The following is a 15,312-nucleotide window of genomic DNA, read 5'->3' as shown; positions in this document are numbered from 1 at the left end:
CTGGTGGGGCACCCCCCCCCCCCGGCTGCACCGGCGCCCCGGGCGGTGGGGGGGGCCGTGTGCCGGGGGGGGGGGGGGGGGGGGGCGGCCCCGCCCCCCCCCCCCCCGGGGGGCCCCCCCCGGGGCGCCCCCCCACGACCGTCAGCGCCGGCCGAGGAAGCGCAGGGCGTTGCGGGAGAGAAGCTTGTCGCGCTGGTCGGCGGTGAGGAAGTCCGCCTTCCGCACCACCCGCCCGACCGGCCGCTCCCCGAGCGGGTACGGGTAGTCGCTGCCGACCAGCACCCGGTCCTCCCCCATGGTGTCCACCAGCAACCGCAGCGCGGCCGGGTCGAAGACCACCGAGTCGACGCTGAACCGGTCGACGTAGGAGCTGGGCGGGGCGGTGGAGGCACCGCGTACCAGGTCGCCTCGGCGGTGCCAGGCGTTGTCGGCGCGCCCGAGCCAGAACGGGAAGCTGCCGCCGCCGTGCGCGAAGCAGATCCGCAGCGTCTCCGGCACCCGGTCGAAGACGCCGCCGAGGATGAGCGCCAGCACCGACAGGTGCGTCTCGGCCGGCATTCCGGTCAGCCAGCGGGCCATCCAGCGGTCCAGTCGCGGCCCGCCCGGCATGTCCCAGGGGTGCACGAAGACCGGCGCGCCGACCCGCGCGCAGTGGGTCAGGAACTGCACGACGCCGGCGTCGTCGAGGTCACGGTCGCCGACGTGGTTGCCGATCTCCACCCCGGTGTGCCCGGCCGCCAGGCAGCGGTCCAGCTCCGCGCAGGCCAGGTCCGGATCCTGCAACGGCACCTGGCAGAACGGCACCAGCCGGTCGCCCCCGGCGGCGGTGACCTCCAGGGTGAGGTCGTTGAAGATCCGGGCCACCTTGGCGGCCTGCTCGGCCGGGCGGTCGTAGCTGAAGAAGACCGGGGTGGGCGAGACCACCTGCACGTCGACACCGTCGGCGGCCATGTCGGCCAGCCGGGTCCGCGCGTCCCAGCACTCCGCGCCGACCGGCCGGAACTCCGTCTCCCCCACCATGATCATGGCGGCGCGCTCGGAGTCCACCCGCAGCCAGGGCCAGCCGGACCCGCCGCACGCCGCGGTGAGCTCCGGCCACCCCTTCGGTACGACGTGCGTGTGCACGTCCACGACGAGCCCCGGCATCAGCCCTTACCCGGGTGCAGCGCGCCACAGTTGGTGCAGGTGCGGGCCTTCTCGTCGGCGTAGAACGTCTGGAACACCGGGGGCAGGTCGGCGGCGATGTCCCGGACCTGGAGTTCCACCTCGTGCACCTGGTGGCTGCACTCGGGGCAGTACCACTGGAACTTCTCCAGCGTGCCCTCCTCGCGTACCCGTTCGATCACCATGCCGATCGAGCCGGCCTCCGGCCGCTGCGGCGAGTGCGGGGTGTTGCGCGGCAGCATCCACATCTGACCCTCGCGGATGTGCACCGTACGCGGGCCCTCCGGGAGCATCAGGTTGACGTGCATGTTGCCCTTGACCTGGTAGAAGAACTCCTCGTACGGGTCGACGTGGAAGTCGGTCCGCTGGTTGGGGCCGCCCACCACCATCACGATGAAGTCGTCGCTGCCCGGCAGCATCTCCTTGTTGCCCACCGGCGGCTTCAGCAGGTGCTGGTTCGCGCCGATCCAGCCCTGGAAGCTGAACGGCTCGGCGATCTCACTCATGACGGACCTCCCGGCGGTAGTAGGGCGACGGCTTGCATCTCGATCAGCAGGTGCGGATGCGGCAGCTGGTGCACGGCCACCGTGGTCCGGGTCGGTCCGGTGGCGTCGAAGAACTCCGCCCACACCTGGTTGTATCCACCGAAGTCATTCATGTTGACCAGGTAGCTGGTCACCTGGACCAGGTCGGCCAGGTCCGCCCCGACCGACCGCAGCAGGTCCCGGATGCTCTCGATGACCGCCCCCGTCTGCGCCCGGATGTCCAGGTCCGTGGTGCCGAACTCGTCCACCGAGACGCCGGCGAAGGTGTTGTCCGGTCGCCGCGACGACGTACCCGACACGAAGACGAACCCGCCGGCCACTTTGACGTGCGGAAACGCCCCGCGCGGCACGGCCTTCCCGGCCACCACCCGGGCGGTCGGGCTGTCCTCGGTTCGCGACTGCGGGGCTCGCCGGACCGGCTCACTCCTCGCGCTCACGCCGACGCCCGCAGCGAGGCGGTGCCGAGCTTCTCGACGACGGCACGGACGTGAGCCCCGGGACGCAGCGGCACGGCGGCCGTGGCGGCGCCGGCGAGGAACACCCAGCCCTCACGCAGCCGGACGCCGTGCCGGCCGGCCAGCCGGAGGCCCTCGTCCAACGCCCGGCGCGGGTCGCCGAGGATCGCCGCGGTCGAGCCGACCTGCGCCACCCGCCCGTCGATCTCCAGCAGCACGCCGAGGTTGTCCAGCCCGTCCGGCACCGGCGACCACGGACCGACGACGAACGCGGCGGCCGAAGTGTTGTCGGCGACGACGTCCGGCAGCGAGAAGGTGAAGTTGGCGTACCGGGAGTCGATCAGCTCGATCGCCGGGGCGACCGCGCGGACCGCGTCGGTGAACGCGCCGACCGGCTCGCCGGGCTCGGGCAGGCGGTCCAGCAGGAACGCCACCTCCGGCTCCACCCGTGGGTGGATGAAGTCGGTCACGTCGACCGTCCCGCCGTCGGGGACCCGCATCACGTCGGTGAGCCGTCCCCAGATCACCTCGTCCACCCCGACCTGGGCCATCTTCGCCTTGCTGGTCAGCCCCATCTTCAGCCCGACCAGCCGCTCGCCCCGGTCGAGGCGGCGCTGCAGCAGCGCGGTCTGCACCGCGTACGCGGTGTCGACGTCGAGGCCGGTCTCGGCGGCGAGCTGCGGGATCGCGGTGGCCGTGTCGGCGGCCGCACCCAGCTTCTCGGCGATCCCGGCGATGTCCGGTCCGATCATGCTGCGTCACCCTTCGTTCGCGACTGCGGGGCTCGCAGACCCGGCTCGCTCCGCACGCTCACGGCCTCCTCGCCGGCGAGGTCCAGCGCAACGTCAACGATCATGTCCTCCTGGCCGCCGACCATCCGGCGCCGGCCCAGCTCGACCAGGATCGAGCGGACGTCCACCCCGTACTTCGCCGACGCGCGCTCGGCGTGCCGCAGGAAGCTGGAGTAGACCCCCGCGTACCCGAGGGAGAGGGTCTCCCGGTCCACCTGGACCGGCCGGTCCTGGAGCGGGCGGACGACGTCGTCGGCGGCGTCCATCAGCGCGAACACGTCGCAGCCGTGCTTCCAGCCGTGCAGCTCGGCGACCGCGACGAAGACCTCCAGCGGGGCGTTGCCGGCGCCCGCGCCCATGCCGGCCAGCGAGGCGTCCACCCGGACGGTCCGCCCGGACGGGGAGCCGAGCGGCCCGTCCCCGAGGATCCGGCCGTGCTCGACGGCGACGACGCTGTTGGCCACGCCGAGCGACAGGTTGTGGTGGGCGTGGATGCCGATCTGCGTCTCCGGCGCGAGGACCTGCCGGTACGCGTCGACCCGCTCGGCCACGTCGGACATCAGCAGCCGGCCACCGGAGTCGGTGACGTAGACGCAGTGCGCCCCGTACGACTCCATCAGCTGGGCCTGGGCGGCCAGCCCGGCCGGGTCGTTCATGTGCGACATCATCAGGAACCCGGAGACGTCCATGCCGTTCTCCCGGGCCCAGGAGATGTGCTGGGCGGAGATGTCCGCCTCGGTGCAGTGGGTGGCGATCCGGACGCTGGTCACCCCGAGCGCCCTGGCCGCCTTCAGGTCGGCGATGGTGCCGATGCCGGGCAGCAGCAGGGTGGTGAGCCTCGCGTTGGTCAGCACCTCGGCGGCAGCCGAGATCCAGTCGGCGTCGCTCGCCGCACCGTGACCGTAGTTGACGCTGGAGCCGGCCAGGCCGTCACCGTGCGCCACCTCGATCGCGGCCACCCCGGCCGCGTCCAGCGCGGCGGCGATGGTCCGCACCTGGTCCACCGTGTACCGGTGCGCGATGGCGTGCATGCCGTCCCGCAGCGTCACGTCCTGGATGTAAAGATCAGTCATCGGACGGTCACCTCCGCTTGCTGCGCCGGCGCGGGGCCGTGCCCGGCCGAGCGCAGGGCCACGAGCCGCTCCGCGGTGCGCAGCGCGGCCGAGGTCATGATGTCCAGGTTCCCGGCGTACGCGGGCAGGTAGTGCCCGGCACCGGAGACCTCCAGGAAGACCGAGACCTGGAGCCCGGTGAACGCCCGACCCAGCGCCGGCACGTACGCCTCGACCCGGTCGAACTGCACGTCCTGCTTGAGCCGGTACCCCGGGACGTACTCCTGCACGGCGGCCACCATGTCGGCCACCGAGGCGGCCACGGCGGCGCGGTCGGCGTCGGCTTCCGGGCAGAGGCAGTAGACGGTGTCCCGCATCAGCAGCGGCGGGTCGGCCGGATTCAGCACGATGATCGCCTTGCCGCGCCCGGCGCCCCCGACCACCTCGATGGCCCGCGCGGTGGTCTCGGTGAACTCGTCGATGTTGGCCCGGGTGCCCGGACCGGCCGACTTCGAGGCGATCGAGGCGACGATCTCCCCGTACGCGACCGGGGTGACCCGGCCGACGGCGTGCACGATCGGCACGGTCGCCTGCCCGCCGCAGGTCACCATGTTGACGTTGGTCTCGTGCAGGTGCTCGTCGAGGTTGACCGGGGGCACCACGTAGGGGCCGATGGCGGCCGGGGTCAGGTCGACCACGGTCCTGCCGTGCGCCCGCAGCACCTCGTGGTGGCGCCGGTGCGCGCCGGCCGAGGTGGCGTCGAAGACCAGCTCGACGTCGGCGAACTCGGGCAGCGCCACCAGGCCGTCCACGCCCTCGGCGGTGGTCGCCACGCCGAGCCGCCGGGCCCGGGCCAGGCCGTCCGAGGCCGGGTCGATGCCGGCCATCGCCACCATGCGCAGGCGGTCACTCAGCCGCAGCACCTTGATCATCAGGTCGGTGCCGATGTTGCCCGACCCGAGCACCGCCACGCCGACGCTCAGGCCGGCACTCCGCTCCGTGCCGCCATGAGGCACCGCCACCCCGGCTGTCATGCCGCCACCTCCGATGAAGAGAAACAGGTACGCACCGAGCCGAGCCCGGAGATCCGCGCCTCGTACGCCGCGCCGGGGGTGACCGGCACCATCGGGCCGAGCGCCCCGGAGAGCACCACGTCCCCGGTGCGCAGCGGGTCGCCGGCGCGGGCCATCGTCGCGGCCAGCCACTCCAGCGCGTGCAGCGGATTGCCGAGGCAGGCCGCCCCGGCGCCGACGGACACCGGCTCGCCGGCGTGCTCCAGCACCATCCCGCAGAGCCGCAGGTCGACGTCGGCGAGCCGGCGGGGTGCGGTGCCGAGCACGAAGAGCCCGCTGGAGGCGTTGTCCGCCACCGTGTCCACGATGGAGATGTCCCACCCGGCGATCCGCGAGTCGACGATCTCGATGGCCGGCAGCACGTGATCCACGGCCCGGACCAGGTCGACGGTGGTGACCCGCTCGTCGGGCAGGTCCGCGCCGAGCACGAAGGCGATCTCCGCCTCCACCCGGGGTTGGAGCAGCCGGCTCATCGGCACCTCGACGCCGTCGCCGACCGCCATGTCGTCGAAGAGCACCCCGAAGTCGGGCTGGAAGACGCCGAAGCTCTCCTGCACGGCCCGGGAGGTCAGCCCGATCTTCGCGCCCACCCGGCGGTGGCCCTTGCCGAGCCGCTGCCGGGTGTAGACCTGCTGCACCTGGTAGGCGGCCTCGATGTCGCCCTCGGGCAGCAGCCGGCCGCGCAGGGGCGGGCACGGCTTCTCGTCCTGCCGGGCGACGGCAAGTTCCCGGTTGGCGGCCTCGATGTCGACGGTGGTCATCCCCGCTCCTCGCTGCGTTCGCTGACGGCGCTCGCGACGGTTCGCGACTGCGGGGCTCGCAACCCCGGCTCGCTCCTCGCGCTCACGATGCCGTGCATTCTGCCCGCCGCGCGCTTGCCGCCCGCTCATCCGAGGTCCACGCAGACGTTGGTGAGTTCGGAGTAGAAGTCGAGGGAGTGGACGCCACCCTCCCGGCCGATGCCGGACGCCTTCACCCCGCCGAACGGGGTCCGCAGGTCGCGCAGGAACCAGGTGTTGACCCAGACGATGCCGGCGTCCAGCCCGGACCCGGCCCGGTGCGCCCGGCCCACGTCCCGGGTCCAGACCGTCGCCGCCAGGCCGTAGTCGGTGCCGTTGGCCAGCGCGTACGCCTCGTCCTCGGTGTCGAAGGGTGCGACGTGGACCACCGGGCCGAAGATCTCCTCCCGGTTGGTGCGCGCGTCCGGCCCGAGCCCGGTCAGCACCGTCGGCCGCACGTACGCGCCACCGTCGCGGGCGTCGCCGAAGCGCGGCATCCCGCCACCGGCGCGCACCTCGGCGCCCTCGGTGCGGGCCAGCTCGTAGTGGCCGAGCACCTTGTCCCGGTGGGTGTGCGAGATCAGCGGCATGTTCACCGTGGCCTCGTCGGCCGGCCAGCCGTACGCCAGCTCGTCGGCGCGCTTGGCCAACCGGGCGGTGAACTCCTCGAAGACCGGCCGCTGCACATAGATCCGCTCGGTGCAGAGGCAGACCTGGCCACCGTTGGTGAAGCTGGACCGGACCGAGCCGGCGACCGCCGCGTCCAGGTCGGCGTCGGCGAAGACCAGCCCGGCGTTCTTGCCGCCCAGCTCGAAGCTGACCGCCTTCACCCCGTCCGCGGCGGCCCGCATGATGGCGCTGCCGGTGGCGGACTCCCCGGTGAAGGTGATCGCGTCGACGTCCGGGTGCCGGGTGAGGAACTCGCCGGCCGAGTCGGGGCCGAAGCCGTGCACCAGGTTGAACACGCCCTCGGGTACGCCCGCCGCGGCCATCACCTCGGCGAGCAGGGTGGCCGAGGCGGGAGTCTCCTCGCTGGGCTTGACCACCACCGCGTTGCCGCAGGCCAGGGCGGGGGCGACCTTCCAGGTGAGCAGGAGCAGCGGCAGGTTCCACGGCACGATCACCGCGACCACGCCGACCGGCTTGCGGACCGCGTAGTTCAGCGCCCGGCCGCCCGTCGGGGTGACCGTGGTGAACGACTCGGTCGGGGTGGTCGCCACGATCTCGGCGAACGCCCGGAAGTTGGCCGCGCCACGCGGAATGTCCAGCGTACGGGCCTGGGAGATGGCCTTACCGGTGTCGGCGACCTCGGCGGCGACCAGGTCGTCGAAGCGCCGTTCCAGTTCGTCGGCGACCCGGCGGAGCACCTCGGCGCGTTCCCGTTCCCCCATCCGGCCCCACGGGCCGCGCAGCGCCGCCCGGGCGGCGGCCACCGCGCCGTCCACCGTGGACGCGTCGGCCTCGACCACCTCGAAGACCGGCTCGCCGGTCACCGGGCTGCGCTTGGTGAACCGCCGCCCGGCATCGACGAACTCGCCGCCGACGAAGTTGCGCAGCAGGCCCGGCCCGCCCGGTGCGTGCCCCGCCATCAGCCGCGGATCCCAGAGTGTCATCCCCGCCTCCCCCGGCCGAACGCGATCGCCACACCGGCCAGCGCCGCCACCGCACCCGCCGCCACCGCACCCAGCACCTGGTACTGCCGGCGCACCCGGCGACGCACCTCCGCGTACGGGGTGGTGGAGAAGGAGACCAGCTCGTACTGCGACAGGTACCGGCCGGGCAGGGCCCGCTCCAGGGCGTGCTCGACCCGCTTGCGGGTCTGGAACACCGGGGAGGCGACCTTGTCCCGCATCTCCACGAAGTTGGCCAGCGCCATCCGGGCGATCGCCTCGGCGTTGGCCTGCCGCCGCCGCTGGTACAGCGGCAGCGCCGCCGACCAGTCGTCGCCGCACTCGTCCAGGCAGCGGTCCAGCTCGACCACGTCCTCGAAGGCGCAGTTGGCGCCCTGGCCGTAGAACGGCACGATGGCGTGCGCCGCGTCGCCGAGCAGGCCGACCTTCCCGTCCACCTGCCACGGCGTGCAGCGAACCGTGCCGAGCACGCCGACCGGGTTGTGCTGGTAGTCGTCGACCAGGTTCGGGGCGAGCGGGATCAGGTCCGGGTAGTGGGTGGCGAAGTAACGCTCGATGGCGGCCGGGCTGCCCAGCGACGCGAAGCTCGCGGTGCCGTGGGTGGGCCAGAACAGCGTGCAGGTGAACGACCGGTCCGGGTTGGGCAGCGCGATCATCATCGAGGTGCCGCGCGGCCAGATGTGCAGGGCGCCCGGATCCAGGGCGAAGTCACCGCCGAGCGGCGGGATGGTGAGTTCCTTGTAGCCGTAGTCGAGGAAGTCCAGGCTCTCGGTCAGCGCGCCGTACCCGAGGAGCTGCCCGCGCACCGCGGAGCCGGCGCCGTCGGCGCCGAGGACGACCGACGCGGTGGTGGCGACCTTGCCCTGTGGGGTCTCGAAGGTCATCTCGCCGGTGGTCGGGTCGAGCCCGACCAGCCGGTGGTCGAAGGCGATCCGCACGCCCGGCAGCGCGGCGGCGGCGTTCAGCAGCGCGTTGTTCAGCGCGCCCCGGCTGATCGAGTTGATCGCCCGGTCGCCGGTGCTGCTGTACGACTGGAACTGCGGAATCCCCTCGACCGGGTGGATCATCCGGCCGCGCATCGGCAGCCCGTCCGCCATCACCTGCCGCTCCAGCCCGATCCGCCGCAGCGCGTCGAGGCCGCGCTCGGAGAGCGCCAGGTTGATCGAGCGGCCCCGCTCCACCCGCCCGGCACGCGGGTCCGGCCGCCGCTCGTAGAGGGCCACCGGGTAGCCGCGCCGGGCCAGGTAGCAGGTCAGCAGGCAGCCGGCCAGTCCGGCCCCGACGACGGCGATCTCCTCGCGTTCCTCGCTCATGAGGCGGCCTCCACGGTCGCGGCCAGCGCGTCGGCGACCCGCCAGCAGTCGTGGTACGTCGAGTAGAGCGGCACCGGGGCGAACCGGACGATGTCCGGCTCCCGCGCGTCGGCGATCACACCGTGCTCGTGCCGCAGCCGCTTGGTCAGCTCGTTGGCGCTGCCCATCCCGATCCGGACGGAGAGCTGGCAGCCGCGGCGGGCCGGGTCGCGCGGGGTGACCACGGCCAGCGACCGGTCGGCCGTCACCTCGTCCAGCAGCCGCTCCAGGTAGCCGGTGAGCCGGAGGCTGCGCTCCCGCAGCGCCGGCATGCCGACCGAGTCGAACAGTTCCAGCGAGGTACGCACCGGACCCATCGCGAAGATCGGCGGGTTGGAGATCTGCCACGCCTCGGCGGTGGCCGGCGGCCGGGAGACCGGGGTCATCTCGAACCGGGTCGCCGCCGCGGTGCTCCACCAGCCCTCGAAGCGGGGCAGGGCGGGGTCACCGAGGTGCCGCTCGTGGACGAAGACGCCGGCGAGGGCACCGGGTCCCGAGTTGAGGTACTTGTACGAGCACCAGGCGGCGAAGTCGACGTCCCAGTCGTGCAGGGCGAGGGGCACGTTGCCGACCGCGTGCGCCAGGTCCCAGCCGACCACCGCCCCGGCGGCCCGCCCGGCGGCGGTGATCGTCGGGATGTCCATCAGCTCGCCGGTCAGGTAGTTGACCCCGCCGAGCAGCACCAGCGCGACGGTGTGCCCCTCGGCGGCCAGGAAGTCGAGGACGTCCTGCGTGCGCAGGGTGTCCTCGCCCGGGCGCGGCTTGAGCCGTACGACAGTGGCGTCCGGGTCGAGGCCGTGGAAGCGGGCCTGGCTGCGCACGGCGTAGCTGTCCGAGGGGAAGGCGCTGTCCTCGATGACGATCCGGGTCCGCTCGCCGGCCGGCCGGTAGAAGCTCACCATCAGCAGGTGCAGGTTGACCGTGAGGGAGTTCATCACCACGGTCTCCGCGGGGAGCGCGCCGACCAGTCGCGCGGCCGGCGCCGTCAGCAGTTCGTGGTACGGCAGCCAGGGGCGTTCCGCCTCCAGGTGCCCCTCCACGCCCAGCCGCTGCCAGCCGTCCAGGTCGGCGAGGAGTTCCTCCCGGGTGGCCCGGGGTTGCAGGCCCAACGAGTTGCCGGCCAGGTACGCCACCTCGGGGTAGCGCCCGCCCTCGGCGGGAGGCACGTGGAACAGGCGCCGGTGCCCGGGGTCGACGGCGTCGAGGCGGTGTGCCTCGGCTTCTTCGGGGATGTGCATCTCTCGCTCTCCGCTCACATCGCGGTCCGGGCGGACCACAGCTCGGGGAAGACCACCCGGGCCATGCTGCGCTGCAACCAGGCCAGACCGGCGGAGCCGCCGCTGCCGACCTTGGCGCCCATGGTGCGCTGCACCGCCTTGACGTGGTGCCAGCGCCAGTCACCGAACCGCTCGGCCACCTCGGTCAGCGCCTCGCCCAGCAGCCGCAGGTGGTTGTCCGGGCCGCCGTCGGCGTAGATCCGCACCCAGGCCGCCTCGACCGCCGGATGCGCCTCGTGCTCGGTCGTCACGTCCCGGTCGAGCAGCTCGGCGGGGAGGTCGAAGCCGCGGCGGGCGAGCAGGGCCACCACGTCGTCCCAGAGGCTCGGCGTGGCGAGGGCCGCCGTCAGCTCCGCGTACACCTCGTTCTGCCGGCGGAACGGGCGGATCAGCGTCGGGTCGCGGAGGCCGAGCAGGAACTCGAGCTGGCGGTACATCGCGGACTGGAAGCCGGAGCCCTCACCGAGCCGGTCGCGGAAGCGGTTGAAGTCGGCCGGGGTCATCCAACGCAGCCCCTGCCAGGCGGCGTTGAGCCCGTCCAGGTGCAGGGCCGCCCGACGCAGCGGGGGTAGCGCCTCCCAGATCCGGTCGGCCCGCAGCTCCCGCTGGGCGTGCCGCAGCTCGTGGCAGGTCAGCCCGAAGTACAGCTCCATGATCTGGCTGACCATCAGGAAGGACATCTCGCCCGGGTCGTCGCTGAGCGGCTGCTGCAACCGGTGCAGCGTGCTGGCCCGAACGTACGCGTCGTAGGGCACCCGCTCGGCGAACTCCAGCGTCGGTTCGCCGCCGTTGCGTGCCGCCCGCTCCGCCCGCTGACGCGGGGTCGCCGGCCGTACCGTCGCCGTCTGTTTCACCGTCATCTCCCTTTCGAAACCCGGGGTAGACGACATGATCCCGCCAGTGGATCCGCCGATGGAATGCCTGTTCAACGGCGGTACGGTGGTTCGACCTGCCGGCTGGAAGGCCGCCGGGCCGATGGGTTCACGAATGAAAGGTTCACGCAGTGGACGACATGGACTGGGCGCTGCTGCGCGAACTCCAGGCGGACGCCCGGCTCTCGTTCAGCGAGCTGTCCCGCCGGGTGCACCTGTCGCCGCCGGCGGTGGCCGAGCGGGTCCGCCGGCTGGAGGAGTCCGGCGTGATCACCGGCTACCACGCGCACGTGGACCTGACCCGCGCGGGGCGGACCGTGGTCGCGATGATCCGGATGTCCTGCTACGGGTCGCGCTGCATCCTCAACGACCCGGCGGTGGCGGGCTGGCCGGAGATCATGGAGATCCACCGGATCACCGGGGACGCGTGCAGCATGCTGAAGGTGGCGGCGGGCTCGATCGACGAGTTCGAGGGCGTCATCGACCGCCTCGCCCCGTACGGCCAGCCCTCCAGCACGATGGTCCTCTCCACCCCGCTGGAGTGGCACCCGATCACCCCGCTCCCGTCCGCCGGCCGCACCCCGCCCGCCCGCCGCCGCTGAGCCGTTGGGAAGGGCCCCCGGTTAACGCCTCACGCAGAGCACGGCCCCCTGTTAACAACCGCGTCCCGGGGGCGTCCGGGTTTGTGGGGAGGGGAGGGGGAAAGCAGGGCGTGCTGCCCGTCAGCAGGATTCCGGCGCACCGCGCCGGGAGGGGGGAATCATGCGAGGGCTCGTGTCACACCGCGCCCTGTCAGCCGTCCTGAGCGTGCTCGGACTGGTCGCGATGTTCGTCCTGATCACGGTAACCCCGGCCCGAGCCGGGGAGAACGTCTTCGTCGAGGTCACGCCGAATCCCGCGCAGGCGGGCACCCGGGTGAACATCCGGGCCAGTTGCGACAACGCGAACAACCGGCAGGCCGAGGTGAACTCGGACGCCTTCGGGCGGGTGATGCTCCGTCCGGACAACGGCTTCCTCACCGGGACGGTGACGATCCCCGGCGACAAGCAGGCCGGTGACTTCCCGGTCGACCTGCGCTGCTCGAACGGGAACACCGCGTCGACGGTGCTCACCGTGCTGAACATGGCACAGCCGAGCAAGGGCCCGGCCACCGGCGGTGGCGGCACCGCGGGCGGTCGGGGCACGGGCTCCCTGCTGCTGGTCGGCGGCCTGGTCGCGGTGGCGGTGGTGGCCGGCGTCGGTGCCCGCCGCAAGACCGGGCCGCGCGTCTGACGAGGTACGACCCATGGCCCGCGGACCGACCCGAGCCGGCCGCCAGCCGGACCACCGCGCCGGCGGCCGGACCACCCGGATCCACGGTGACGGCCACCGGCCGGACCGTGGGAGCGCCGCGAACCGCGACGACGGCCGCGCCAGCCGCGTCCACGGCGACGGCGGCCGGACCGCGGTGAACCGTGACGACGGCCCGACCACCCGGATCCACGGCGACGGCCACCGGCCGGGCCGCGACGACGGCCGTACCGCCCGGATCCGCCGCGACGGCCCCCGGCACGGGTCCGCGGACCCCGCCGCGAAGCGGCACGGCGGCCCGGGGTCCCCGGGTGGCCGGACCGGACTCCGGACGGCGCTCCGGCTGGCGGCCCGGGCGTCCCGCCGGCTCGTTCGCGCCGTCGGCCACGCCTCCACGGCGAGCGTCGCCACCACCGGCTCCCCGGCCCGCCCGGTGCCGGTGCGGCCCACCCGGAACGCCGCCCGCGGGCGGTACGCCGTCCGGCGTGGTCCGGGTGTGCCGGTGGTGGTGATCGCCACGCTGATGCTGCTGATCATGACGATGCTCGGCGTCGAACGGGTGACCGGCGTGACCGTACTGCCCGACCGGCTCTTCGCCGGGATACGGCCGCCGCCGAAGGGGTTCCCGGTGCTGCCGGCGAGCCCGCCGACGGACCTCACGATCAGCAAGCTCGACCTGCGGGCGCCGGTGCACCGGGTCGGCCTCGCCCGGGACGGCACCATCGCCGTACCCGACATCGAGAAGGCCGGCGAGGCCGGCTGGTACGACCAGGGGCCGACCCCCGGGCAGAACGGGCCGGCGGTGATCGTCGGGCACGTCGACACCACGACCGGACCCGCCGTGTTCCACGACCTGAAGAAGCTGCGCGACGGCGACCGGGTCGAGGTGACCCGCGAGGACCACTCGGTCGCCGTCTTCGAGGTCACCTCGGTGGAGCGGTACGACAAGGAGCGGCTGCCGGCGGACGAGATCTTCGGCGACTTCAGCCGGCCGAACCTGCGCCTGATCACCTGCGGGGGCCAATGGGTGGGCGGTGCCACCGGCTACGCCGACAATCTGGTGGTCTACGCGTCGCTGGTCGACTCCCGCGGCCCGTGAGTCCAGGCCTCAGGCGGCCTCGGGCTCCGGCTCGCGCAGGTCCAGCCAGTCCGCCCAGCGTGGATCCGGCGCGCGGTGGCCGAGCACGCGCCACGCTGTCCCTTTCGGTGCGGCGGGCAGGCTGTACATGGGCCAGCCCAGCTCGGCCGGGGTCTTGTCGCCTTTGGTGTGGTTGCAGCGGGCGCACGCGGCGACCACGTTGTCCCAGTCGTGCCGGCCACCCCGGCTGCGGGGGAAGACGTGGTCGATGGTCTCCGCCGGCCCCCGGCAGTAGGCGCAGCGCCAGCCGTCCCGGGCGAAGACCGCTCGACGGGAGAGCCCGACGTGGGCGCGGTAGGGGACCCGGACGTAGCGGGTGAGCCGGACCACCGAGGGGATCGGGAGCGCGTTGCGGGCGCTGTGCAGGATGCCGTCGCCGTCGGCGACGCAGACGGCCTTGGCAGCCAGAACAAGAATCGCGGCGCGACGCACCGACACGACACACAGCGGCTCGTAGGTGGCGTTGAGAACCAGTGCACCGGAGCCCACCGTGGGTCGTATGTCAGGCATCGTGCTCACCCTCCCGGTCCAGCCGTTTCCGCCGCTGCCTCGCCGGGGCATGCCCCGCGGGCAGCAGGGAACCGCACCGGCACCGGCCGGTCCACCGACGTCCGTTGCGCCAATAGTCCCTGATCGGGCCTCGGATTGCACGTACTAATCCGGGGTACCCTCGGGAAGGGTTTCCGGGTGTGCCACGATGACCGGTTCCGCCCCGGATGGTCGGCTGCCCGGCGACCCGCGCCGTCATCAGGTGGGGGTAGCACCCGGCAGCCGGCGGCCTTGCGGTACGAAAGCAGGGTGAGTGCCGCCCACCTGATGCTCCGCGCCCTGACCGCCGCGACCGCCGTCGACCCGCCCTCGCCCGAGTGCCAGGCCGACCCGTGGTGCAAGAACGTCTTCGACCTGACCCACTCGGCGTGGTTCGCCGAGGGCAGCTACTGGATCGTGCTGAAGCCGCTGCGGGTCATCCTGATCCTGTTGCTGGCCTTCGCCGCTCGCTGGGCGCTGCACCGGACGATCAACCGGCTGGTCCGGACCACCACCCACGGCGCGATGCCGACCCTGCTCAAGCCGCTGCGGGAGCGGATCCCCAGCGCCACGGTGGACCCGGAGCAGTTCGTGCCGGAGCGCCGGCGCCAGCGCGCCGAGGCGATCGGGTCCGTGCTGCGCAGCATGGTCACCGCGTTCATCTTCGGCATCGCGCTGCTGATGGTGCTGAAGGAGTTCAGCTTCGATCTGGCCCCGCTGCTGGCCAGCGCGGGCATCGCCGGCGTGGCCCTCGGCTTCGGCGCGCAGAGCCTGGTCAAGGACCTGATCGCCGGCCTGTTCATGCTGATCGAGGACCAGTACGGCGTCGGCGACAACGTCGACCTGGGCCAGGCGACCGGTGTGGTGGAGGCGGTGGGCCTGCGGGTCACCACCATCCGCGACGGCCGCGGGGTGCTCTGGTACATCCGTAACGGCGAGATCGTCCGGGTCGGCAACAAGAGCCAGGGCTGGGCCCTGGTGGTGCTTGACCTGCCGATCGGCTTCGCCAGCACCGAGGAGGCCACCGCGGTGCTGCGTACGGCGGCGGCCTCGGTGGCGGTGGATCCCGAGCTGGCGTCCGAGATCGTCGAGGAGCCGGAGGTGCTCGGTGTCGAACAGATCACGGTGGACGGCGCGGTGATCCGTACGGTGGTCAAGACGACCGCGGACGGGCAGTTCGCGGTCGGCCGGGAGTTGCGCCGCCGGCTGGCGGAGGCGCTGGAGAACTCCGGCATCACCGCCCAGATCGCGGCGGCCCGGCTCTATCCGGGGGTGGCGACCTCCGGCCCGGGCGAGACGGGTGCCGGGGGGCCAACCTGAGTCGGGCGACCCGGCCCACCGGTCCGAGTCGGGGGGACGATTTCG

General features: G+C 73.0%; 16 protein-coding genes. 4 read left to right on the top strand and 12 right to left on the bottom strand.

Annotated elements, in window-relative coordinates; translation table 11 throughout:
* Positions 1 to 141: 141 nt before the first annotated feature.
* The 11 genes from ACIRG9_RS23090 to ACIRG9_RS23040 all read right to left on the bottom strand — a co-directional run bounded on the left by ACIRG9_RS23090 (position 142) and on the right by ACIRG9_RS23040 (position 10,979).
* On the bottom strand, positions 142 to 1,146 hold the full coding sequence (locus ACIRG9_RS23090; protein WP_402859368.1) for an amidohydrolase family protein: 1,005 nt from the start codon (positions 1,144 to 1,146) through the stop codon (positions 142 to 144).
* Positions 1,146 to 1,670 carry a 3-hydroxyanthranilate 3,4-dioxygenase gene (locus ACIRG9_RS23085; protein WP_402859365.1) on the bottom strand — a complete coding sequence of 175 codons (525 nt, stop codon included), beginning with the start codon at positions 1,668 to 1,670 and terminating at the stop codon, positions 1,146 to 1,148. Before ACIRG9_RS23085 ends, ACIRG9_RS23090 begins: the two co-directional genes overlap by 1 nt.
* Complete coding sequence (locus tag ACIRG9_RS23080) at positions 1,667 to 2,077, bottom strand: RidA family protein (RefSeq protein WP_402859508.1); 411 nt, start codon at positions 2,075 to 2,077, stop codon at positions 1,667 to 1,669. Before ACIRG9_RS23080 ends, ACIRG9_RS23085 begins: the two co-directional genes overlap by 4 nt.
* Before the next feature lie 65 nt (positions 2,078 to 2,142).
* On the bottom strand, positions 2,143 to 2,916 hold the full coding sequence (locus tag ACIRG9_RS23075; protein WP_402859362.1) for a 2-keto-4-pentenoate hydratase: 774 nt from the start codon (positions 2,914 to 2,916) through the stop codon (positions 2,143 to 2,145).
* On the bottom strand, positions 2,913 to 4,028 hold the full coding sequence (dmpG, locus tag ACIRG9_RS23070; protein ID WP_402859359.1) for a 4-hydroxy-2-oxovalerate aldolase: 1,116 nt from the start codon (positions 4,026 to 4,028) through the stop codon (positions 2,913 to 2,915). Before dmpG ends, ACIRG9_RS23075 begins: the two co-directional genes overlap by 4 nt.
* A complete protein-coding gene (locus ACIRG9_RS23065; RefSeq protein ID WP_402859505.1) occupies positions 4,025 to 4,990 on the bottom strand; it encodes an acetaldehyde dehydrogenase (acetylating) in 966 nt (321 codons plus the stop codon). The genes dmpG and ACIRG9_RS23065 overlap by 4 nt, the downstream gene beginning before the upstream one ends.
* Positions 4,991 to 5,037: 47 nt before the next feature.
* The gene (locus ACIRG9_RS23060; RefSeq protein WP_402859356.1) at positions 5,038 to 5,841 is read right to left on the bottom strand and encodes a 2-keto-4-pentenoate hydratase; all 804 of its coding nucleotides are present in this window, start codon (positions 5,839 to 5,841) and stop codon (positions 5,038 to 5,040) included.
* Between the two features lie 125 nt (positions 5,842 to 5,966).
* A complete protein-coding gene (locus ACIRG9_RS23055) occupies positions 5,967 to 7,448 on the bottom strand; it encodes a 2-hydroxymuconic semialdehyde dehydrogenase (protein ID WP_402859502.1) in 1,482 nt (493 codons plus the stop codon).
* A 20-nt stretch (positions 7,449 to 7,468) separates the two neighbouring features.
* A complete protein-coding gene (locus ACIRG9_RS23050) occupies positions 7,469 to 8,803 on the bottom strand; it encodes an FAD-dependent oxidoreductase (RefSeq protein ID WP_402859353.1) in 1,335 nt (444 codons plus the stop codon).
* Positions 8,800 to 10,080, bottom strand: a complete 1,281-nt coding sequence (kynU, locus tag ACIRG9_RS23045; protein WP_402859350.1) for a kynureninase — start codon at positions 10,078 to 10,080, stop codon at positions 8,800 to 8,802. Before kynU ends, ACIRG9_RS23050 begins: the two co-directional genes overlap by 4 nt.
* Positions 10,081 to 10,094: 14 nt before the next feature.
* A complete protein-coding gene (locus ACIRG9_RS23040) occupies positions 10,095 to 10,979 on the bottom strand; it encodes a tryptophan 2,3-dioxygenase (RefSeq protein ID WP_402859347.1) in 885 nt (294 codons plus the stop codon).
* 143 nt (positions 10,980 to 11,122) lie between these two features.
* Between ACIRG9_RS23040 and ACIRG9_RS23035 the strand changes: the two genes are divergently transcribed.
* The 3 genes from ACIRG9_RS23035 (at position 11,123) to ACIRG9_RS23025 (ending at position 13,380) form a co-directional block, all read left to right on the top strand.
* A complete protein-coding gene (locus tag ACIRG9_RS23035; protein WP_402859344.1) occupies positions 11,123 to 11,593 on the top strand; it encodes an Lrp/AsnC family transcriptional regulator in 471 nt (156 codons plus the stop codon).
* A gap of 205 nt (positions 11,594 to 11,798) precedes the next feature.
* Positions 11,799 to 12,263, top strand: coding sequence for a hypothetical protein (locus ACIRG9_RS23030; protein ID WP_402859499.1), 465 nt, complete (start codon positions 11,799 to 11,801; stop codon positions 12,261 to 12,263).
* Positions 12,264 to 12,519: 256 nt separating this feature from the next.
* Positions 12,520 to 13,380 carry a class F sortase gene (locus ACIRG9_RS23025; RefSeq protein WP_402859496.1) on the top strand — a complete coding sequence of 287 codons (861 nt, stop codon included), beginning with the start codon at positions 12,520 to 12,522 and terminating at the stop codon, positions 13,378 to 13,380.
* A 9-nt stretch (positions 13,381 to 13,389) separates the two neighbouring features.
* Here the strand turns inward: ACIRG9_RS23025 and ACIRG9_RS23020 are convergent, their stop codons facing one another.
* Positions 13,390 to 13,929, bottom strand: coding sequence for an HNH endonuclease (locus tag ACIRG9_RS23020; RefSeq protein WP_402859341.1), 540 nt, complete (start codon positions 13,927 to 13,929; stop codon positions 13,390 to 13,392).
* A 306-nt stretch (positions 13,930 to 14,235) separates the two neighbouring features.
* Here ACIRG9_RS23020 and ACIRG9_RS23015 point away from each other — a divergent pair, with 306 nt between their 5' ends.
* A complete protein-coding gene (locus ACIRG9_RS23015; RefSeq protein ID WP_402859493.1) occupies positions 14,236 to 15,267 on the top strand; it encodes a mechanosensitive ion channel family protein in 1,032 nt (343 codons plus the stop codon).
* The last annotated feature ends 45 nt before the right edge of the window (positions 15,268 to 15,312 follow it).

It is taken from the genome of Micromonospora sp. NPDC093277, assembly GCF_044765245.1.
GTDB lineage: Bacteria > Actinomycetota > Actinomycetes > Mycobacteriales > Micromonosporaceae > Micromonospora.
The sequence above is the reverse complement of the archived record's forward strand: the minus strand, read 5'-3'. Positions and strand labels throughout refer to the sequence as shown.